The sequence below is a fragment of the Bacillus sp. ILBB4 genome, from assembly GCF_035064545.1.
Classification (GTDB): domain Bacteria; phylum Bacillota; class Bacilli; order Bacillales; family Bacillaceae_H; genus Priestia.
Genome location: NZ_JAIQVD010000002.1, coordinates 67,479 through 88,244 on the forward strand (window position 1 = coordinate 67,479; position 20,766 = coordinate 88,244).

A 20,766-nucleotide genomic window follows, 5' to 3' on the forward strand; every position below is an offset into this window, starting at 1 on the left:
TTAAAGTTTAAAAGGTATTTTCTCCATATTAATCATTCATTCTTATTTCACCTCACATAAGTATTTTTCCATACATGCATTCAACTTTCCTGCCTTATCAACATGTTACAAACAGTAAAAGCTGTATCCCCCCTAGTCTCCAACAAGTTTAGGCTCTTTTCTTAGTTACATTTTCAAGAACGTTATATTTTACTTTTTAGTAAAAAGGTAAAGAGATAGACAGAATAATGGATTTCCTAAATAAAATTTCAAAAGGAAATATCCTTATTTTAGAGAACTTAATAAAGGGCTGTTTTTCATTTCTCTAACATTTAAAAGGAGGTACACGAATGAATGAACAGATACTGAAAATTAACAAAGTGGAAATTTGCACAGAAAGTTTTGGAAACCCTAACAACCCGGCTGTACTGCTAATAATGGGAGCAATGTCTTCGTTAGATTGGTGGGATGAAGACTTCTGTCTTCGTCTTGCCGAACGGGAGAGATTTGTTATTCGTTACGACCATCGTGATTTAGGGCGATCTACCACTTATCCACCCGGTACTTCTAACTATACAATAACGGATATGGCTGATGACGCAATTGGTGTTTTAGACGCTTACTCTATAGAAAAAGCTCATATTGTTGGAATGTCTTTGGGCGGAATGATAGGTCAGATTCTTGCTCTTAGATATCCGGATCGCATAGACTCCCTTACTTTAATTGCATCAAGCGTATTTGGAACGGAGGCGGAAAAATTGCCCCCAATGGATCAGCAGATACTTGATTACCACACGAAGAGCACTTCCATAGACTGGTCAAATCAAGAGGAAACCGTTCCCTACCTTGCAGGTGGATGGAAAATTTTAAGTGGGACAAAACCTTATGAAGAGGAAAGAATGTATAAGCTAGCAGAAAGAGAAGCTGCCCGTGCTAAACAGCTGCCGAGTAGATTTAATCATGCTTTGCTTCAAGGAGGCGGACAATATTATGACAGGCTGAGTGAAATTAACATACCTACGCTGATCATTCATGGAACAAAAGACCCCGCACTGCCGTATGAACATGGGCTTGCTCTTGCAAAAGCTATTTCTCATGCTAAATTAATAGCTCTTGAAGGTACAGGACATGAAGTTCATAGCGAGGACTGGGAACAAATTATCCAATCAATTGTAGGGATTAGCTCCTAAAAATAAACTGGTTTGCATACTAAAACCAAAAGGAATTAACGATACTAATACCTAATGCTGGAGGGTACAGTTTTAAAATAGATGATCAGAAATTCTCAGTATCTAGGCAAGAAATGAAACAATTCATTTCCGAAAACATTCAAACTTTACCAGATAGCAATGAGTTATTTGATAAAGAAAAAGCACAGCAATTTATAGATTATAATAAAGAAAAGATAAATAAAACAGCTAAATCGGCAGCTATTCGACAACAATTCTTTAAGAATGTTCCTATCATAAAAAAATAGAAAACAAATAAAGAGCCTTATGTAAGGCTCTTTATTTGTTTTCTATTTGCCTTTGTGCTTGGCTTTTGCCTTTTGTTTTTTTATAAAATACTTTTGTTCCTTCAGCTCTTCACGATATTGTTTAGCTTTCTTTTTTCTACTTTTTTTCTTTTCTTCGTACTCCTTCTTCACGGCTTCTTGAGCTTTAGTCGAAATACCAACATTATTTATCTCTTTTGCTACTTGGCGCTGTAAGCGTTTTGGATTTACCTTTTTATTAGATTTTATTTTTACATCAAGACCTGCATGAACTGATTGATTGATCACCTCTAGCAATCTGTAATTAATAAAGTCTAATATCTCTGTATCTTTTGGTTCTGCTCCAAATACATAACGAAATGCTTTTAACTTACCGCCTTCTACAACTTCAATAATTCCTACCCAAAACTGACCATCATGGTAAATCGTTAGTGACATAACGATTCCCTCCTCTAAACATACTATGAAATGATGGACATCCCGAGGAGGGGAAGGTCACTGACATTAATATATTAATGCATCCGGACTACCAACCGAATTGTGTTTTTACATCCCATATACAAATTTTAACATAAAGCTATTTAATATCACTACCTTCTTTTATTTGTCGCCAAAATTCATTGCAAAAAATAAAAAGCTCGCCATAATAAATATTGGAATTACTACAAAAGAGATTAAACTAAAATATTTCATTAGCCCTTTTTCTTGTTTTCCAAAAGCTATTATTCCAAATGAGAATCCTATTAAGTAAACAGTAATACATATAAAATTTTGGATCTATGTATGGGTGTGAAATATTGTCCAACACCAACAACCATTCCAAGCAACGATAACCACAGTGAATATTGACTAAAACGTTTTTCCAATTTGGTCCTCACTGAACTAGGTACATGTTTATATGGCCCATTTAGTTATCAGTTACTATAATGTACTTAATCATCGGTAGAAAAAGAGCTTGAATGAATCACTCCAAACTCTTTTTTCTATAAAGAAAGAAACCTATTACCGCTCCGACTACAGCTATAACTACACTAAAACGAATTAAATGAATAATAAAATCACTAAGGTTTAAATAAGTTGTTTCTGTTGCACCATCACCGACTGATTCAACTTCTTTATATGGGATTACAAAGAAACCCATTGATCCTCCTAAAATAAGGCCATAGAAAAAAACTTTTTCTATAAATTTCAACAAGAAACTCTTCTCCTTTCAAAAATGCTCATTTAATGAGTTATAGCATTCCCTATAACTATTAAAAGGCATTTATTTATCTTCCATAAAAATTATTTAATTATGAATTTTATTACATATAAGATATATATTAACATATGTACAGGTTAAAAGGGAGACTAACGTATAGTCTCCCTTTCTATAAAAGTTTAATAACTTTTAAAAATGCTATTTACTTAAACAGTCTTTCAAATTAAATAAAAGATCCAGAAAGTCACGAAGCAAGGAAGCTTTTCACAGCAGTTAAAAAAGCGGATAAGTTTCCTACATGCACCTCATGTCCAGCCCCTTCTATCGTTACTAATTTACAATTTGGAATGCGCTTAGAAACTTCCTGCAATTTATCTTGAGGAATATGGCTGGATCCTCCTCCTATGATGAGAGTAGGTGCAATTATCTCTGTAAGACTTCCCCACCATTTAGGATTGGGGTTGTTTAACTGTTGAAGAATTGAAGGTACAACCTCCCAGTCAAACGGTAAAGAACCAGGCGGTTTGGCAGGAGTTTCAAACTTTTCTCCTGTAAAAGGTGGAGGAGTGTCTTCAACAATCAATTGATCTACCCTTTCTGGAAATGTTTCAGAAAAAAGATAGGACACCGTACCACCCATAGAATGCCCAATCAACGTAAAGCTCTTCAAATTCATCGCATTTACAAACTGAAGTAAGTCATCGCGCATAAGTTCAAACGTATAGGTGCCGGTTCTCTCACTTCCACCGTGTCCTCGCTGATCTAAAGCTAAAAACCAATATTCCTTCCCTAATACAGCTGCTACTTCATCCCAAGACTCTGCACTCATTCCCAAAGCGTGAAGTGCAATAATGGCGGGTGCCGAAGCTTCACCCGCCTCTCGATATTGAAATGTTAAACCATTTAGTTCGATTTGATTTACTCTCATTTCCAAATCAGATCAACTCCTAACTCAGATTTCACCAATTAAAATCTAGTTTATTAAGGTTCATCTATATATTAGTGAAGGAATGAAGATTTCCTTCACCTCTTATCTTATTGGGAAAGATATTAGATTATTTTATGGATCCTGTTTAATTCTTTAGTCAGCATAATGCACCTAGAGTTTTTTACTTTCGATACCTATATAATTTAAACCAAAAGTACTGCAAGCCAATTGAATAAAAGATTGTAAAGGAAGAGACATAAATTTATCTTTATGCCAAAACATTTGTGTATAAAGAGGCGTATCAACTTTAGTACAAGCCAATTCTTTTAATATGCCTTTCTCAAGCTCTCCTTTTACTACTACTTCGGGCAATATGGCAATACCTAAATCTAGCATGACGCATTGCTTAATAGCTTCCACGCTTGCAAATTCAAATTTAGTTGATGTACAAATACCCGCCTCGCGAAACAAGTTTTCCAGTACTACCCGGTATGAACACCCCGACTCAGTATACAAAAGAGTCTCATTTTCAAGCTCTTCTAAGTAGATATCCGCTTTATCAGCTAAAGGATGCTGAGGAGAAGCAATAATTTTTAAGTCTTCTGCAACAAGACATTGTGTATGTAGATTTGCATCATGATGCTGAATAGGCTCCATTGTAAAGGCGATATCAAGAGTGCCGTCTAGTAGCTGCGCTCTTGTTTGTGCTTGAGAGTAAATGGGCTTAAAAATCATTTTAACCTTTGGAAATTGATCCTTAAACTCTTTTAATATTGGAGGTAACCTATACGTGCACTGGCTTTCAGAAGATCCAATAATAAGTGTACCCGCAGGCTCCTCCACTCCACTTACAGCGTTTTTTGCTTCCTTAGTCAATTGAATCATTTTATCAGCGTATCTTTTAAATTCTCTACCTGCCTCTGTTAAAACCAAGCGCTTCCCTAAACGTTCAAATAAAGGCGTTTCAAGTTCATTCTCAAGAGCTTTTATTTGAGCGGTAACGCTTGATTGAGCAAAGTTCAAAATTTTAGCTGTATATGTAAAATTTAAATTTTCTGCAGCTGTTTTAAATGTAATTAGTTGTTTTATTTCGATTGTCCTCACCTCTGTATAATCGGATATTACGATTGATTCAATCGTAATGTTCATCTGTAACGATTGTTAATTTCATTATAAAATATGGTAAATCAAACCACAACATACTAAATATAAAGAGATAAGGGGAAATCATAATGACTACAAGAAAAGAGAATAAAAAGGAATCAATCAGTTTAACACAAAAAGATACAAGTGAAAAAAACTTCAAATACTATTGGAATGAAATTATTCGAGCGCTTATCATAACTAAATAAGTAAGGCTAATCAATTTTATTTTTGGTTAAAAAAGCTATATAAAATAAATCCACCTACAAGCGCTTAAATATAAAAACAATAGTCCGCTAACTCTGTATATCGCCAGAGTTAGCGAGCTATTAGCCTATTTAAATTTAAAATCATGTTTATTGACTTGAATCTAATCTGAATTTGGCAATATCCTTTCCATCTTGGGAGACAATGAGTGTACCCTTTAACGCATTAGCTTGTAACTTTTTTAATTTCTCTTCAGTTGGCAAAAGAGGTAATTCATTATTTTTTTGTTTTGCTCCTAAGGTATAATTAAGAGTAAATTTACTGGTTCCTTTAGATAGGATCTCTCCTATACTCATACCAAACCCTAACTTACTGTTATCCATATCATAAATATTTGAACCAATTGCTTCTTTTACAGCTGATACTAACTCCTTATCTGGTTCTATGCGAAGTTTTGTTTTATCAAGATCAGAGAGAGCCATAATATTATTGGACGTGTTTTCCATCGTGAATGTATAGTATAACTCGGTTGGAACGATACGTTTACTTTTATTCTTTTTATCAGGTACTATCATCTCCCCAACGATTTTTTTATCATCTGTTAGCCTTACCTCTGTTTTTTGTAATTTTAAGTGCTCGACATTGTTTACATACTGTGTATTTGAACAAGCTGAAATTATAAATACTAGAAAAGCAATAAATAAACTAAGAGAGAACTTTTTCATAACGCAGCCCCTTCTTTATTCCAACTATATTTCAAGAGAAAAATAATACATCCTCTTTAATTAACATAATGGATTTTGTAGACACTTTAGCGTCTTTATTGACGAGAATATAAAAACCACATAGGCATTTCTGTATTTTCAATTAGCAGAACTTGTTTATGCTTATCATCACCTTTAATCGCATAAATAAAGTCACCATTTTGTGTTTTACCGAAGGCTCTAAAATATTTCTTAGAATTATATTTTGTTTGATCAACCATCTCCGTACATTCATAATTTCCATACGTATCGCTTGAAAGCTTTGTGTTAAACATATTATCGTCTTTTCACATCATGACTCCTTTCAATTTAAGCTGCATCCTTCTTTTTTAATTCCCAGATAAGAGCAATGGTGGAAATAGCTCCACCTACCGCAAAGAGATAAGAAGAAAACGGTATTGTTTCATGTATGAATAAACCGCTTACTCCATAAAAACACAGGATAATAGTGCTGATTAAACCAATCAAAAGCCGAATATTTTTATTAATCTTTTTCTCTCCCTTAGGATTTTCCCTGCACCTGATCCTTTATCATAAGTCCAAATATAGCGAAGAAGTTTAATGCAATCAGCAATCCATAATAAAAGCTAAGCCCTTCAAAAAACAAAGAGAGCATAGAAAATATTATAGATTCAAAGCCAAATAACATAATAATAAGGCCAATTCCTTTAGCGAGCTGTTTTTCATCCTTAGGTGTAAATATCTTTCCATACCCAGCAATGAAATTAGTATTACCTTTTTCCATACACGTTTCCCAATATAAATAGTGAAGCAGCTTACTAAACATATAAATAATACGTGCAACATCAGATATTACCCCTTCTTTATACACTCCAATTTAACATATATAGTATATTTTACCATAAATAATTTACAAATATTATGTATTAAAGGTGGACTCATAAAATATAACACTATAAAATATATACATACTAATTATGGATATCTTAATTAAACAAGAACTCACTGAAGAATATAATAAAACTGAAGAAGTTGTGAAAAGCGCTTTTTTAAATGAAGAATACAGCGATAAGAAAGAACATTTTGACGTGCCTGAAGAATTCTTTATGGCCTTAGAGTTAACAGAGGGATTATTAAAAAATATGCAAGGTGTTGTGCATTACTCAAAAGCTTTTTCAAAGTAAGTACTAACTGATTGATTAATTAGGTTTTACGTAAAGGCTGCCTGGAAAATAATTTTATAGTATTTTCTGTGGACAGCCTCTTTTTTATTTACCTGATAATTATTAAAGCGGTGGGTTTTCCACACCTAAATGAACCCAATCTTCTTTTGGAGGTCCATAAACTCCAGCAGGTTTTAGGCCTGCTTGACGCATAAGAACTGTAATTTGACCTCGGTGATGAACAATATGCTTGATTAGTCCCATTAAGATTGCCGCATTTGATTGCTTTCTACCAAACGCTTCTTGCGTATGTTCTAAAGATTCATCTGTCCATTGCTGTTCAATAATTTTAGCAGCATGAGAACTTACATTTTTGAAGGTTATAGCGATTTCCTGGGCAGAAGATGGAACGCTTGCTGTACTTTCTATCCTGTCTATACTTAATCCAAACTCAGTTAGGTAATCTGGAATATTTGTTGTAAAATGCCAAGCGATTCTTCCTAACGTACGTCCTTCAGGGTAAACTTGTTGTTTCAACGAATCATCTGTCAAGCTATCCAAAACTTTTTGAGTTAGCGTGGCTTCGCTGTTCCATTCTTTGATAAAATCTGAAATGGTGTTATACATGTAAAAAACCTCCTAATATAAGTCTAATCTAAATTAACACTTAAATAATATCATAGAAAAAACCAGTTGGCTTATTTACTAAAGAAAGGAGATTCTATGTTATTTAAAGCTACTGCTCAAAAAACTATTGTTTTTCCTTTATTACTTTTAAATAATTTATTACTCATTCAAGCAGTTCAATATAAAGCACTTGATTTTTTACTTCTTTTTGCTATCCTTTGTTCGTTTCTTTCCCTTTTCCTCAGATATGAATTTCGGATAGACAAAGATACTTTACCCTATAGAACATATATATTATGGTTTAAAGTATATGCAAAAACAGTTAAACCAACGGAAATTAAAAAAATTGTATTTAAACGGTTAAGTTGGAAAACAAAATTAGCAGTAGTAAAAGTAGAAAACGGGTGGAATATGCGAATAGCATTATTTAATCCACCAAATGTTTTTAAGGAATTAGAAAGATTTGCATATGAATATGATGTAGATATTCAAAAAACATCAAATTATAAAATTCTAGAGAAAACGTCCTGAATTTCACCGCGTTTAGAATACATTAACTTTACGTATAGGTGCATAATCAGCATCTATTCATTTCTAATTAAGACGCTTTTGGACCTCTTTACTCTACAAAAAATTAGTAAAGAGGTCCTTCTATTCTTAACCTACTATAAGCACCTCCAAGTTTAAACACTTTGTCCTCCTTCCTCACATCAACCTCAAGCCCTACGTAAAAATAGGCTTCAAGACCATTCTGTTTAATATTATTTGGATATACAATTCGTGTATAACACTTTTTAAGAGGTGATGATTCTGTATATATCAAAAAAGGTTGGCATTTTAAGCTGGTTTGCTACTTGCTTGTATTTTTTAGTTGAACCTTTCTTTATTTTGACTTCAACTGCTCCCTACAGTATTTTAAATCACGCAATGAGTGATCTTGGCGTAACTTCTTGTGGAACCTACACCTATTCAATTGCACCTCATGAAATTTGCTCTCCTGACCATTTCTGGATGAACGTATTGTTTATTATAAACGGATTAACACTTTCAATTGGTGTTCTGTACATTTCACAAAACCTAAAGAAAACAAAAATAACCCAACTAGCAACAGCTTTTATTCTTATATTAGCTTTAGGTAACATTGTTTCAGGCTTTATACCGGCTGATATAAATTTATTTTGGCATTCAATATTCGCTCAACTTGGCATGATCACTGTTTTAGCTGGTCTTTGGATATATGCATCCTCTTTAACCAGCGGCAAGTATTGGACTTATGGCTGTTTAGTCTCCTTAATAGTCATCCTCATACTCATCATGCTTGTATTTTTTGTTCCTATGCCTACCGGTCTGCTGCAAAGATTATTCTATTTAGTAATCTTTATATGGGGCACCGTGCTTTCCTTTATGTTAAACAAGTAATCTATTATCATTCCGTTTCATATGAGCTTACAAGATTACGTTCAACTACTCGTAGTTTTAAATAGCAAAAAGTCCATAGAGGCATCCCCTATGGACTTTTTATACGATTTTGTTAGATAAATTCTCTTAATAATTCTTTAGATTTCTTTCCGCTAAAACCAAAATAATTGCCAATAAGCTTGACGTATTCTGTGTAGGTAACTTTTCTATTTAAAGCAGTTTCCCACCACCTCTGTGGATTATAATAGCGACTTCCACTAGAACAATAGGTTAATTGTATTTGGGTATCCTTAAATTCTTTATTAAAGTTTTTTTCTGCCCTTTTCATATGATAGTTGGAAGAAACAACGATAGCGGATTGAAAATGATAGTTCATCATTAGCCTTTTTGTGAATTTAGCGTTTTCCGTAGTACTTGTAGCGTGATTTTCTAATATAATTGAATCCTCAGGTATCCCTGATTCCTTGGCTTGATGATAAAAATTATTCTCTTGACCATTCGAAAGGATTAAATGAGCCGCATAGCCTTTTTTATATAATTCAATTCCTTTCTCCAGTCGATCATTATCACCACTTAACACAATAATCACGTCAGATTTTACCGGCTTTTCGTTTACCACAAGCTCTTTCCCGGCAAACAGAAAAAAAATAATCCCTAATCCCAACATAAATATACTAATTTTTATCCTTTTACCTTTAATTTTTTGCATATAGACCCTCATTTAAAAAGTTCACTTCATATCGTATCATAAAGCTCAATATTCATAAAAATAAAAAGGTAATCTCCAAAAAAATTTTAATTCTTAACCTTGATCTTAGCCTTCTCGTTCTTGGTAACTAGTGCTTTGTAGTTTATTAGAAGACAGATTTACTTCCTAAATAACGAGGTGCCCAGTAAGAATTGCTTAACGATGCAATAGTTACACCAGTTGAACTTCCAGCATGAATAAACTGCCCGTTTCCAATATAAATTCCAGCATGTGAAGGACCTCCAGTAGTATCAAAGAACACAATATCTCCTACATTTGGAGTAGATGTATTTTTTCCTGACTGATACAAGGTAGCTACTGTTCGCGGCACAGTTACTCCACCTCCATTTTTAAATACATAATAAATGAAACCACTGCAATCGAAACCACTCGGAGACGTTCCTCCCCAAACATATGGTACGCCTATGAATTTTTTGGAATAAGCAACAATATCACTAGCTGTCGCTTGCGTTGAACTATTGACAGTTGAAGAACCAGTGGAGCTGCTAGATGCGTTATTTAAGGCATTTAAAGTAGCCGGACCTACTATTCCATCCACGGCTAAGCCATGATCCCGTTGGAAATTCATAACCGCAGTTTGAGTAACTGTACCAAAATATCCTGTTGGTGTGGCGTTAAAGTAACCTTTGTCCTTTAACAGTTGCTGTACTTTTTCAACTTCATTACTAGTCATTCCATATTTTAAAAGTGTACCGTTTGTAACCGTACTTGTTGAATTACCTATTAACGCTTGATATGTATTAGATCCTACAATTCCATCAGCGGTTAAACTATGAGAACGCTGAAAGCTTAAAACTGAATCTTTTGTAATTGAACCAAAATAGCCAGTCGAAGTAGCTGAAAATATCCCCTTCTGTCTTAAAACATCCTGTAATTCTTTTACGTCTGGATCTGTCATACCTTCTTTTAATAGCTTGTCTCCTAAAGCTGCCTGGCTTATTGTTGGTAAAACAATCAATGACGAGCATAGAGCTAATGAAGAAATTATCTTTTTCACTAAGTATATCCCCCGATGTTATATTTTTCTTGTTCTTGACTATAAAATTTTAGCAGGGAGAAACAGAAAAGAAACAACCTATTTATGAATTTTTTGTGACATTTTCAAAAATCACTTGATTTATTAGGAGGTAATTATTTGTTTTGTCATATAAAGTGTAAATATACTTATAATGGTTAAACCTGTTGTTCTTGAATCTCATTTTTCTTTTTAATTATGTGACGCTAAATCTTGAATACAATAAAACACCTTTCTGTAATGGTGGACACCAAAAGGAAAGATAGGATGCCAGCGCAAAGAGATAGGAGGAATAATGTGAGCAAATTAGTATTTTTGAAGCGCCGGTTTAAATACTTACTTATTAAACTATTAAGATTAAAAGATCATTCACATAAAGTTGCGCTAGGTTTTAGTCTAGGTTCTGTTGTGAACTTTGTTCCTACCTTTGGATTGGGCCTTATAATATCCGTAGGTTTAGCTAAATTATGTAAAGGAAACAGCATAGCAGGTCTCATTGGTGGAATGTTTTTTATGTGGGCCTTTCCGTTGATGTTTTACTTGAATACAGTAGTGGGAGGATATATATTTCCAATCGACCTTGATCAAACTTTATTTCAAAGTGCAGATGAAAATTTGGACAATCGACTAGAACTAGGAGCGAAAGTAGGAAAGAATTTTTTAACGGGAATGTTTCTTAATAGCTTTTTGTTTGGAAGTATACTCTATATTGTTAGTTACTGTATTATAAATCAGTACAGAGGCTTCCTCTTACACTACATCTATAAGAAATGGATAGTAAAAAAACACACTAAAAAAACGGATAATTAGCTCAATTTCAACATTTATTTTTAATTGTAAAGCGATATAGCTGAACATTTTTTAAAAAGGCATAGAGATAAATTAGCCCATAATTGATACCTATGGTTATCAATTATGGGCTATACGATCGTTGTTTCTGTTTTAGGATAAATATGGAGGAAATAAAGGACTGCTCTCATTCCTTTGTTGAAGATAATACAGTTTGTTTCACCCATTTTTTTCGATTTCTTTGGTCAATTATCCATTGATATAAACTTTGTATACCTAGTATCAGAGAAATTATGACACCGCTAGCTGCCAGGATTAATGCAAAATATTCTACAGGATTGTACGCAAGTATATTTCTCCATGTGATTTTTCCGATAAAATCATTTACTACAAGCCCCATTCCAAGCATTTGACCTACTACGGAATAAAGAGTCAAAATCAGCAATAACAGGCTGTCTTTTTTCGCGTTAACGTTTTCCTGGTATCTAAATAAACTCTCTAGAGATTGTTTAGCTTCCTTATATAACAACTCAATATTGAAATTTTTCCTAAGAAGATAGAAAATATCACGGCTTCGGGACTGAGATACTATTTCAAGCGAAAAATAATTGGCGGTAAACGAATTAATGGAATAAATTAATTTTTCCATTTCTTTCACGTCTTTTTCAATATTTAGCTCTGTATAGGTATTAGCTAATTTTAATAAAACGATCTTGTGAAAAAGATTTAATACAAGCCCGTAGTAAAATTCTCCATAAAACTGATTAGCTAGATCAGGAGTTGTACGTTCATCTTGAATCGTTATACAAGTAAAAATATGTTCTTCTATCAGAAAATAAGTGCTAGGAGCCCAGCGCTGATAAGCATGTTTTTGTAAATAATCTTGAATGTAAGGAAGGTTATTAGCATGAACATATGGCTTCCCCTCTAAAGTTAAGCCGCAAAGACTTCCCATTCGATAAACATCAACTACATCGATTTTTTCATTTTTCTCTAATGCCACTAAAGATTGGACATACATTCTTTCATCTTCAAAAAAAGAAAAGGTTTCAAAATAAGAATTTTCCTTTGAATCACCTTCAAAAAAGCGGGAGAGCCCCTCAAAGAGGTTGTTAAATACAAATTCCCCTGCTCCCTTGTATATCTTGCCATCGCATTCAATTTTTGTACGGCTATCTTTTCGTGTTCGTGGTTCTAATACGCGAAAGCGATCTGCGAATTCTAAAGAATGAGACAATGACATAGACGTAAAGGGTTTCAACTCAGTTCGAATGGTTAAAAACCCAAGTTCATAAGGACATGTAGTTAAATCAACAGAGTGTATTTGAAAAGGAATGCACTCTGTATCTGTAATTAACTTACCTCTTATATTTAAAGGTTTTGAATATCTATGAAGGCCTTTTTCTTTTTCTGAATGTGGAAAGAGTATCTTATTAGTGAAAGACAAATAATACGCCTCCATATCACGATGTGAGACTTTAAAATCGCCGTAATATGCACATTCGTCTTCTAGTTGATTTAACTGAAATAGCTTAAATCCGCTCTTTTTTAAAAAAGAGGAGATAGTAGATTCTGTTCCTTGCTTTAAGGAAAAAGGGAAAACAAATTAAAAGAGAGCTCTGTCTATCTTTTTTTCTTGGATATCAATTTGCTGCATTTGCTCTAATGTACTCCTTTCAATTATATATATCATTTACCATTTTGTATCATAACGATCGATAGTAAACCTAATATATTTTTTCTTGATAAGAGTTCATTCAATTTAATAATTTAAAAACAGTAAAACAGCTCCACGTAAAAATAAGTAGCCATACTATGATAATAATTGAACCCGCAACCCAATTTTTAGGTCGTTCATTTTGAATGAGCTCTTCTGCTTTTATTGCGCAGTCCTCTATAATACTTGTAGGTAGCATCTTCAAAGCAAGCATAATTCCTAAAGGAACAATGATTATATCGTCAATATAGCCTAAAACCGGTATAAAATCAGGAATTAAATCGATTGGACTGAAGGCATATGCAACAACACAAGCAGTAAATACTTTGGTATACCAAGATACTCGTTCATCTTTATAAGCTAAGTATAAGATAAATAGCTGCTTTTTTAACTTTTTAGCCCACAGCTTTAATTGATTAAGCATGTTTCCTATTCTCCTTTGCTATATATCTGGACGGTTTGATGTAATATAAAATTACTTTTATTCTCTTTGATACCTGCATATTGCTCTTATTAATAAATTTAGAACTATAAAAATAACTGATTAATGCAATCATCTTGATTTACAGCTAGTTTGGGAACAGCTTGAATAGGAACCCAATAATACGAAAAGATTAGTCCTGCATCTTCACCTTCAGAATTAACCTCATGTTCCCAGTGTTCCGGAACTTCTTCGCTAACTGCTAAATGAAAAACATGTCGTTCATGATACTGACTTTTACCTTCATGATGATAAACATATGTTGTCAATTTTGTTACTGATAAAAACTCCATTAATCCAGATTCTTCTTTGACCTCCCTATATAAAGCTTCTTCAATTGTTTCTCCCTGTTCTACAGTACCTGCTGGAACTTGAACTCCTGCTTCTCGATAATCTTTGTGTTTGTAAACTAATAACTCTGTATGATGACCGTTAAACCTAGTTATGTAAGCCATAACTTTTGTTATAATCGTTTTATCCTGCATATTCGCTTCCTCCTATATATAGATACTAACCGTACAGATTTCTTCATCAGCAAACAAACTTCTTTAACTCCCAAGAATAAATCAGGCATATTTTATTATATCTATTTTAATTGCAAAAATAATTAGTCTCAGTGTTGTCATAATAAGCTGCTTTTACGGAAGGTTAACTGGTATGAGAATTGGAATGGTTAGTTTCGCTATTCTGATAGGATATATAATCATCATATCAGTAAGTGAAATAATAGATGCATTCATCTGTTGTTTTCTCTAAGATTTTTAGACAAAAGAAAAGTACTGCTCCTATTTTAGAAGCAATACTTTTTTTATTGATTGATTAGTAAATTGTGTATATAAACAAAAGCTTTATAAAAAAACAACTATGCTTTTGCACTTGAATTATTGCTGCTTATCATATCTTGGCTACCAGATTTAATGCTTCTAGCTACTAATATACCTACTACCCCCGATACTCCTAAAATAATAAAGATGTAGTTATAGCTTGTAACGAGAGCAATAAGCGTGGATGAAACAATACTTCCGAAATAACGAAACGTTGAGTAAATGCCAGAGGCTGTACCAGATTGCTCTTTACTTACGGAGTCCAGCGAGGCAACCTGCATGCTTGTTAAACCTATTCCTGTAGAAAAACCTCCAATAATTAAAGCCACTATAAGAAAAAGAATAGATCCAACATTCTCTAAAGATAAAAAAAGAATATTAGAGACGATAATCATAGCAAAAGAAAATCCAATCACTTTTTTAGAACTAAACTTATTGTTTAATAATCCTCCTATCCAGCCGCTTAAAGACATTGAAATCGAAAAAACTGATAAAACAAGCCCTGTTTGCGCTGTAGATAAATGAAATTGAGACTTCATTAACAGAGGCATAATTAACAAAATCACATACATAACAAAATTGCTAAGCATAATAGATAAATTAGCGCTTGTAAAGGTGGAATTTTTAAATAAAGAAAAATCGATAATCGGGTTTTCTGTCGTATTTTCTCTTTTGATAAACAAGATTGTAGATAAAATAAATATTATTCCCATTATTAAAGCCTTAGTAAATTCTATACCGTGTGTCAACAAGATCAATAAAGAAATACTAATTGCTAAATAAATGGAGCCTTGAATATCTAAAGTACTTGTTTGCTTTTTAACATTAAATTTAGGAATCATAACTATTCCACTGATTAAAGCTAAGAAAAGAAAAGGAACATTCACCCAGAATATAGCTTCCAAGTTGAAGTTTTCAAGCAGTACAGACCCTAGCAATGGTCCAATTGCAGCACCCAAGCCCATTCCCATTCCAAATACACCTAAAATTTTAGGAAGCCTCTCTTTTGGCACCACATATCTAATGATTGCTATAGTGTTTGGAGTAAGTAAAGCTCCTCCTACTGCCTGCAGTGATCGAAAGATAATAAGGGAAATGAGATTAGTTGAAAATATACAGCCTAAAGATGCTATAAGAAAGAACACTACGCCCCATAAATAGATATTTCTGTTTCCATATAGATCTCCTAGCTTTCCAGCGATAGGCTGAGTAACAGCCATTACAATTAAATAAATAGTTACTACCCACGAAATATTTGCAAGTGGTTCATTAAAATGAGCTGATATGGTTGATAGAGCAACGGCAATCATTGTCGAATTTATTGGTACAAGAAATGTCCCAATTAGTAATGAAATAATCAAGATAAGCTCTTTATGTTTACCCAAACATTATTGCCTCCTTTTAATGGAGAGAAATTCCTTTTATAAACGTTTTTATACTGTTTTTTATCATATTTTGATAATCTGCATGTAAGGCTTTGTCTCCAAAATTTAGTTTATACATAAAATATCCCCAATACGTACTTAGGAAAATCTCCGCTTGTGTACAGCAATCTAATTCTTTGATATATCCTTTCTTTTGCATTTCTTCAAAGTATTCTTTTAGTATTTCTTTCGTATCATTAATTTTTTTTAAAATTTCTTCGTGCGCCTGTGAGAAAATTAAAGGGTCCTTTAAAGCAATTGAAATCATGTCTCGGTTATTATCAAAGTCTTTTAGTAACAGGTAACCGAAATTCGTCAAATCTTTTTCAAGCTCCCATTCAATTGATTTATCAAAAATCTCAAGCGAAAAGCTTGTTGTTTTGACAATAGCTTGAATAATGCCTTCTTTATTGCCAAAGTGGCGAAAAACAGTTAATTCATTAACGCCAGCTTGTTCTGCAATTTCTCTAGTGGTAGTACCTTTGTAGCCTTTTTCTTTAAGCAGTTCTATTGTAGCTTTTGTTATCTTCTTTTTTGTTTCATCTTTTTTCATGTTAATCATCCTTTATGCTTCCTGAATGTAAGTATTTACTTTCCATTAGGCAGTATATAAAGGAAAAAGAGCTGTTGTCAAATGGAAGCGAAGAGAACTATTTATTCATTTAAAAGCGTGACAATTCCATTCGTACCATCGACCATGACCATATCGCCATCTTTTAGCTTATCCGTACTTATTTTCGTACCAACCACTGCAGGAATTTCATATTCACGTGCAATTATTGCCGAATGAGAAAGAATACCTCCAGCGTCAGTAATAACAGCCCCCGCAGTCTGAAATAAAGTAGTCCAAAGTGGAGTAGTGGTCTTACATACCAAAACATCACCTTTTTCCAGCTTGGAAAATTCCTTCGTATTTGAAATGACCTTTACTTTTCCGGTATATGTTCCAGAGGAAGAGGCTAACCCTTTAATAGAATGTTCGCTGTTAGCGTCATTTTCTTCAATAGCTCCCATATATTTCTCAGCTTCTTTTAGGTGAGCTGGCTCAGGGACTCCGAAGTATCTAGGCAAATTAGACATTTGTTCATGTTCTGCGTGTTCTTTTTTACGTTTCTCAACTAATTCTGTCACGTCTACTGGATTTTCTAAAAGAGACTTTACCTCATCAAGATATAAGAAGAAAATATCTTCTTTCATTAGAAAAACATGATGATGTACTAGTAAATCACCTAGCTTGAGTAGGAATAAACGAGCTTTTGCATCCAACATTGCATCAATATAAAAATGATGGTCATCTCTTATAACAGATGCATCTAATGCCCACTGATAATATTTTTTAAACTCTTCTTTGTGTGTGCTATCCGCTATCTGTTCCAGAAATTCATTATAGTTCTGTTCACGTTTTTTGACCGTCTGTTTGAAATTCTCATCAAAGTTGTAACCGTCATTAACATACCCTTGAATAATCAATAACGCGTGAAGAGGATTCTCTAGCCAAGTTTCCCCTACAAAATCGTGACTTACGACGTTTCGATATCCATACTGTTTTAGAAAAGTATCTACTTCAGCCATAAAGCTTTTTGCTGCTTTATTTTCCTCTAATTTCTTTAATAAAGTTTCTGTACATTCTTCTTCAAAGATCTTAGTAAGTTCCGCATCGCCTTTAACTGTTAAAGCAAGTCTAGAAAGCTGTTGATCCGTTTCCAACGATTTGTTCATTTTCCCGGTCAATAGCTCATAAACATCATGTCCGGATTTTTTATTTGTAAGGTTTTTATAGTATTCCTCAACCTCAGTATTTAAAGACATTTGAGGCATAACAATGTCAAAATGCAAGTCATATGCCGTTTTATAAAAATCAGTCAAACTTTGAAGAATCTCTTTTCCTCTCTGAAGATTGAGATTTCCTCCGGTAAAGCTATCTAACTTGTTATAGTAAGGCAGGAATTGTTCTTTAATCATTTGATTCATTCGTTTTGTTAGGATTGGATAAATACTTTCCATCAATTCTTTATTTGCTTGGAATCTTTTATTAGAATCTCCTTTAAAAGGCTCCGTTTTTGTATAGATATGACCTTTATAAAGTTTTAAATTAAGTCTATTAAACATAAACTTTAACTTTTTAAAACTAGCAGCTGTTCCTTCAGAAAATGCCGGAATAATAAATGAAGCATACAAAGGACTAACAGCATGAGAAAAACTTGTGTCATTTAAAATCCAAAACTCTTCCATATCCTCGAAACTTAAAGATATATCTTTTTGGAAAGGAGTTAATTCTTTGGTCTCTGTTAATGTGGTAATCGCTCTTGCCTGTAATAGATATACTTGATTGTCTTGAATACCAAACTCTATGTCTACGGGATGTTGGTAAAGAGCTTCTACTTCTTTTGTTATTTCGCCCAATTCAATGATTTTCTCGTCTGTTAAACAAAACCTTTGCTGCTCATCTTCCGTTGTTTCGATTTCTTCAACGCCTTCATCAAGTGGAATTATTTTCACTTCCTTTAGCCCTTTTTCTTTCTCTATCTCAAAGGTTTGTTTATTAATCAGGTAAACATCAGGTGTTACTAAGCCTGATACGATTGCTTCTCCTAGTCCATAGCTGGCATTAATCATCATTTCTTGTGTATTATGAGTAACGGGGTTTTGGCTGAATATGACTCCCGATACTTCGGACTCAATTAACCCTTGAACAACAACTGCCATTGAAATTTCATCAAAATCAGCATACATATTTTGAGTATATTGTTCGACTCTTTCAGTGAAAAATGAGGCCCAGCATGCTTTCACTTTACTCAAAAAATCCTCGATACTTTTCACATTAAGATAGGTTTCATACTGGCCAGCAAAAGACGCACCTTCTAAATCTTCAGCACTGGATGATGACCGAACGGCTACTGACGTATAAGAGTTTTTTAGATTTCCAAATGCCTCTATAAGATCCGATTCAATTTCAATAGGAATTTCCCCTTGCAAAATTCTCTCGTGTATATTATCCGTTTGACAATCAATCCCATTCCATTCGATATATCGCTTTAAAGCTTCTGTTTGAATAACAAAGCCATCTGGAATCGGTAAATTTTCTTTTTTCATTTTTATAAGGTTTAAAGCTTTTGCTCCAACTTTTTCGTTCGCCTCGTCCACCTTTTGAAAACTTAAACTATACATTAAAAATATTCATCCTCCTACAAACTATTTTTAAAATGTAAGTAACTGCTTACTTTATATTTATTTTAATTCTTTTAAATTTTTATGGTCAATAAAAAGTGGTAAAACATTTAAAAAATGCATATTTAGTTGTGCTTTATTTTAATTTCACTTAAATAATATTCCTCTTTTTTATTACATTTTTTAACTTTTATTAGTCTTTTTTATTATAAAGTCTAAATAGTTAACCAATTAAAAGGTTAATAAAAGAAATACAAAAAACCCCACCTAAATTAAGGTGGAGGTTTCCTTTTTTATAGTTGGGTTAACCATTATCTCTGAGTACTTACAAGCTTCCACTGGCTGAGTGTCAATTTTATCTTATATCCTCTAATATATAACTGAGCGCTATCAGATTTACGAAGCATATGCGAAGTCATAATCAAAAATCTCCTTTCTCATAGAATTATTTTTAATATAAAACTATTTTGGAAATCTTAACCTAAGTATAGCTCAGTATTGTAAACCATTTATTAATGACAAGAAAAGATTATGTAAACATTTTAAATTACAGGAGAACCGCTCATTATTTATGTTTCAACTTCAGTAGATTTAGGTCTATAATTGAGACATTAACCATCTATAACGGTTATGTACAAAGATCAGTCTATTAGATTGACAAGCTACTATTTATGTTAGATACAATAGTTTTTAACTCCTTTAAATCATCTATTACCACATCAGCCTTCGCAAGCTCAGCTTCTTGAGCAAAATCGAAATTACACCCCACTGCAATTAAACCATTATCTCTTGCAGCATTTATATCAGATAGGCGGTCTCCCACTACTGCAGCGTATTTGATATCATATTTCTTTATAATTGTTTTGACTAACTCTCCTTTATCGAGGGTTTGCATTTGTTGAATACTAAATGTCTCTGTCACCCAATTATTCAAATCGTAGTGGTCTACAATTGCTTCTAAATATTCTTTTAAACCGTTACTTGCTATGTAAATGGAACAATTATTTTCCTTTAAATAGCTAAAGATCTCTTTTACATTAGGGTATAAAGCACCTTTCCCTTTTCTTATATTCTCCACTAAGCTTTTTAAAAAATAGTCATCTGTATATTTTCTTATTTCATCTGATTGATTAGGTAATAAAGCTTCCCATACTTTTGGTAAAGGTACACCCATAATCTCACGATACTTATCAATAGGAGTACTCGCGTCCCATTGATTGATTGTGCGCAAATGGTTAAAGGTATCATCAAGTGATAATTCTAAAATCTTATCTGTTTGAAACAGCGTTCCGTCCATATCAAAAATAAGTGATTGCAACATTAAGTATCTCCCTCTTTCAACAGTACTGAATACGTATCTATATATAATACCATAAAAAGGAAAAATAGCAGTTGTTAAAAACCATAATGAATATTCTCAGCATAAAAAGCACCTAATCATTTATAGGTGCTCTTTTTAACTTTACATACTTTTTTTGAAATAATAAATGCAACGGTCGCTGCTATAGTAGCACTTAAAAATGGGTAACTAAAAGAAAAAATACTGACCGTTGAGCTACTCAAATGCTGTGAAGTCTCAGGTACATATGTAAGTGTAAGAAATAGCCCAGAAACAATTTGAAAAGCAAACAGTAACACTATAAAACTACCAATAAACACTGCATAATTTTTCAAAATGACTCCTCCAGTACT

The 20,766-nt window shown here is 33.2% G+C and carries 22 protein-coding genes and 2 pseudogenes; 6 read left to right on the forward strand and 18 right to left on the reverse strand.

Annotation, left to right across the window (positions count from 1 at the left end; translation table 11 throughout):
• Positions 1-329: 329 nt before the first annotated feature.
• Together mle and LAV82_RS06605 are read left to right on the forward strand one after the other, a co-directional pair.
• Positions 330-1,169, forward strand: a complete 840-nt coding sequence (gene mle / locus LAV82_RS06600; protein ID WP_098287207.1) for an alpha/beta fold macrolide esterase — start codon at positions 330-332, stop codon at positions 1,167-1,169.
• A gap of 113 nt (positions 1,170-1,282) precedes the next feature.
• Positions 1,283-1,456, forward strand: a complete 174-nt coding sequence (locus LAV82_RS06605; protein ID WP_244856805.1) for a hypothetical protein — start codon at positions 1,283-1,285, stop codon at positions 1,454-1,456.
• Positions 1,457-1,498: 42 nt separating this feature from the next.
• On the opposite strand, the gene LAV82_RS06610 is transcribed toward LAV82_RS06605, so the two are convergent.
• The 7 genes from LAV82_RS06610 to LAV82_RS06640 form a co-directional block, all read right to left on the reverse strand.
• Entirely contained in the window at positions 1,499-1,912 is a 414-nt protein-coding gene (locus LAV82_RS06610) for a YjdF family protein (RefSeq protein WP_013056372.1), read from the reverse strand.
• 526 nt (positions 1,913-2,438) lie between these two features.
• Complete coding sequence (locus LAV82_RS06615; protein ID WP_211079833.1) at positions 2,439-2,669, reverse strand: hypothetical protein; 231 nt, start codon at positions 2,667-2,669, stop codon at positions 2,439-2,441.
• Between the two features lie 250 nt (positions 2,670-2,919).
• Complete coding sequence (locus tag LAV82_RS06620) at positions 2,920-3,609, reverse strand: alpha/beta fold hydrolase (protein WP_499715764.1); 690 nt, start codon at positions 3,607-3,609, stop codon at positions 2,920-2,922.
• A gap of 165 nt (positions 3,610-3,774) precedes the next feature.
• Positions 3,775-4,698 (reverse strand): LysR family transcriptional regulator, encoded by a 924-nt coding sequence (locus tag LAV82_RS06625; protein WP_025601740.1) that lies wholly within the window; start codon positions 4,696-4,698, stop codon positions 3,775-3,777.
• A 404-nt stretch (positions 4,699-5,102) separates the two neighbouring features.
• Positions 5,103-5,678, reverse strand: a complete 576-nt coding sequence (locus LAV82_RS06630; RefSeq protein ID WP_499715765.1) for a hypothetical protein — start codon at positions 5,676-5,678, stop codon at positions 5,103-5,105.
• Positions 5,679-5,773: 95 nt separating this feature from the next.
• Entirely contained in the window at positions 5,774-5,992 is a 219-nt protein-coding gene (locus tag LAV82_RS06635; RefSeq protein WP_025601742.1) for a hypothetical protein, read from the reverse strand.
• A 227-nt stretch (positions 5,993-6,219) separates the two neighbouring features.
• The gene (locus LAV82_RS06640; RefSeq protein WP_244856581.1) at positions 6,220-6,462 is read right to left on the reverse strand and encodes a hypothetical protein; all 243 of its coding nucleotides are present in this window, start codon (positions 6,460-6,462) and stop codon (positions 6,220-6,222) included.
• A gap of 193 nt (positions 6,463-6,655) precedes the next feature.
• Here LAV82_RS06640 and LAV82_RS06645 point away from each other — a divergent pair.
• Positions 6,656-6,760 (forward strand): annotated as a pseudogene (locus tag LAV82_RS06645) (GNAT family acetyltransferase); the annotation flags it as partial.
• A gap of 204 nt (positions 6,761-6,964) precedes the next feature.
• On the opposite strand, the gene LAV82_RS06650 reads toward LAV82_RS06645, so the two are convergent.
• Positions 6,965-7,468: a DinB family protein gene (locus tag LAV82_RS06650; protein ID WP_053487079.1), complete on the reverse strand. Its 504-nt coding sequence runs from the start codon at positions 7,466-7,468 to the stop codon at positions 6,965-6,967.
• Positions 7,469-7,564: 96 nt separating this feature from the next.
• On the opposite strand from LAV82_RS06650, the gene LAV82_RS06655 reads away from it, so the two are divergent.
• Complete coding sequence (locus LAV82_RS06655; protein WP_499715766.1) at positions 7,565-7,999, forward strand: diguanylate cyclase; 435 nt, start codon at positions 7,565-7,567, stop codon at positions 7,997-7,999.
• Between the two features lie 273 nt (positions 8,000-8,272).
• On the forward strand, positions 8,273-8,887 hold the full coding sequence (locus LAV82_RS06660; RefSeq protein ID WP_499715767.1) for a DUF998 domain-containing protein: 615 nt from the start codon (positions 8,273-8,275) through the stop codon (positions 8,885-8,887).
• Between the two features lie 112 nt (positions 8,888-8,999).
• Here the strand turns inward: LAV82_RS06660 and LAV82_RS06665 are convergent, their stop codons facing one another.
• Both LAV82_RS06665 and LAV82_RS06670 read right to left on the reverse strand, forming a co-directional pair.
• The gene (locus LAV82_RS06665; protein ID WP_013056361.1) at positions 9,000-9,596 is read right to left on the reverse strand and encodes a YdcF family protein; all 597 of its coding nucleotides are present in this window, start codon (positions 9,594-9,596) and stop codon (positions 9,000-9,002) included.
• Between the two features lie 145 nt (positions 9,597-9,741).
• Entirely contained in the window at positions 9,742-10,653 is a 912-nt protein-coding gene (locus tag LAV82_RS06670) for a C40 family peptidase (RefSeq protein ID WP_013056360.1), read from the reverse strand.
• A 315-nt stretch (positions 10,654-10,968) separates the two neighbouring features.
• On the opposite strand from LAV82_RS06670, the gene LAV82_RS06675 reads away from it, so the two are divergent.
• The gene (locus tag LAV82_RS06675) at positions 10,969-11,481 is read left to right on the forward strand and encodes a DUF2062 domain-containing protein (protein WP_499715768.1); all 513 of its coding nucleotides are present in this window, start codon (positions 10,969-10,971) and stop codon (positions 11,479-11,481) included.
• A gap of 166 nt (positions 11,482-11,647) precedes the next feature.
• Here the strand turns inward: LAV82_RS06675 and LAV82_RS06680 are convergent.
• From LAV82_RS06680 to LAV82_RS06715, 8 genes and pseudogenes are all read right to left on the reverse strand, one after another.
• Positions 11,648-13,117, reverse strand: a pseudogene (locus LAV82_RS06680) (hypothetical protein).
• A gap of 100 nt (positions 13,118-13,217) precedes the next feature.
• Positions 13,218-13,601 carry a YkvA family protein gene (locus LAV82_RS06685; protein WP_013056357.1) on the reverse strand — a complete coding sequence of 128 codons (384 nt, stop codon included), beginning with the start codon at positions 13,599-13,601 and terminating at the stop codon, positions 13,218-13,220.
• A gap of 104 nt (positions 13,602-13,705) precedes the next feature.
• Positions 13,706-14,143: an NUDIX hydrolase gene (locus LAV82_RS06690; protein ID WP_078081669.1), complete on the reverse strand. Its 438-nt coding sequence runs from the start codon at positions 14,141-14,143 to the stop codon at positions 13,706-13,708.
• A gap of 377 nt (positions 14,144-14,520) precedes the next feature.
• A complete protein-coding gene (locus LAV82_RS06695; protein WP_211078023.1) occupies positions 14,521-15,867 on the reverse strand; it encodes an MFS transporter in 1,347 nt (448 codons plus the stop codon).
• Between the two features lie 16 nt (positions 15,868-15,883).
• Positions 15,884-16,468, reverse strand: a complete 585-nt coding sequence (locus tag LAV82_RS06700) for a TetR/AcrR family transcriptional regulator (RefSeq protein WP_013056347.1) — start codon at positions 16,466-16,468, stop codon at positions 15,884-15,886.
• Positions 16,469-16,560: 92 nt separating this feature from the next.
• A complete protein-coding gene (locus tag LAV82_RS06705; protein WP_499715769.1) occupies positions 16,561-19,074 on the reverse strand; it encodes a PEP/pyruvate-binding domain-containing protein in 2,514 nt (837 codons plus the stop codon).
• A gap of 649 nt (positions 19,075-19,723) precedes the next feature.
• Positions 19,724-20,395, reverse strand: coding sequence for an NIF family HAD-type phosphatase (locus tag LAV82_RS06710; RefSeq protein ID WP_499715770.1), 672 nt, complete (start codon positions 20,393-20,395; stop codon positions 19,724-19,726).
• A 116-nt stretch (positions 20,396-20,511) separates the two neighbouring features.
• Positions 20,512-20,748 (reverse strand): hypothetical protein, encoded by a 237-nt coding sequence (locus tag LAV82_RS06715; protein ID WP_195694848.1) that lies wholly within the window; start codon positions 20,746-20,748, stop codon positions 20,512-20,514.
• Positions 20,749-20,766 lie beyond the last annotated feature (18 nt).

Excerpts from the sequence above, each read along its gene's own strand:
- mle (WP_098287207.1), top strand. The coding sequence starts at position 330 with ATGAATGAACAGATACTGAAAATTAACAAAGTGGAAATTTGCACAGAA.
- LAV82_RS06605 (WP_244856805.1), top strand. The coding sequence starts at position 1,283 with ATGAAACAATTCATTTCCGAAAACATTCAAACTTTACCAGATAGCAAT.
- LAV82_RS06610 (WP_013056372.1), bottom strand. The coding sequence starts at position 1,912 with ATGTCACTAACGATTTACCATGATGGTCAGTTTTGGGTAGGAATTATT.
- LAV82_RS06630 (WP_499715765.1), bottom strand. The coding sequence starts at position 5,678 with ATGAAAAAGTTCTCTCTTAGTTTATTTATTGCTTTTCTAGTATTTATA.
- LAV82_RS06635 (WP_025601742.1), bottom strand. The coding sequence starts at position 5,992 with ATGTTTAACACAAAGCTTTCAAGCGATACGTATGGAAATTATGAATGT.
- LAV82_RS06640 (WP_244856581.1), bottom strand. The coding sequence starts at position 6,462 with ATGGAAAAAGGTAATACTAATTTCATTGCTGGGTATGGAAAGATATTT.
- LAV82_RS06650 (WP_053487079.1), bottom strand. The coding sequence starts at position 7,468 with ATGTATAACACCATTTCAGATTTTATCAAAGAATGGAACAGCGAAGCC.
- LAV82_RS06655 (WP_499715766.1), top strand. The coding sequence starts at position 7,565 with ATGTTATTTAAAGCTACTGCTCAAAAAACTATTGTTTTTCCTTTATTA.
- LAV82_RS06660 (WP_499715767.1), top strand. The coding sequence starts at position 8,273 with ATGATTCTGTATATATCAAAAAAGGTTGGCATTTTAAGCTGGTTTGCT.
- LAV82_RS06665 (WP_013056361.1), bottom strand. The coding sequence starts at position 9,596 with ATGCAAAAAATTAAAGGTAAAAGGATAAAAATTAGTATATTTATGTTG.
- LAV82_RS06685 (WP_013056357.1), bottom strand. The coding sequence starts at position 13,601 with ATGCTTAATCAATTAAAGCTGTGGGCTAAAAAGTTAAAAAAGCAGCTA.
- LAV82_RS06690 (WP_078081669.1), bottom strand. The coding sequence starts at position 14,143 with ATGCAGGATAAAACGATTATAACAAAAGTTATGGCTTACATAACTAGG.
- LAV82_RS06700 (WP_013056347.1), bottom strand. The coding sequence starts at position 16,468 with ATGATTAACATGAAAAAAGATGAAACAAAAAAGAAGATAACAAAAGCT.
- LAV82_RS06705 (WP_499715769.1), bottom strand. The coding sequence starts at position 19,074 with ATGTATAGTTTAAGTTTTCAAAAGGTGGACGAGGCGAACGAAAAAGTT.
- LAV82_RS06710 (WP_499715770.1), bottom strand. The coding sequence starts at position 20,395 with ATGTTGCAATCACTTATTTTTGATATGGACGGAACGCTGTTTCAAACA.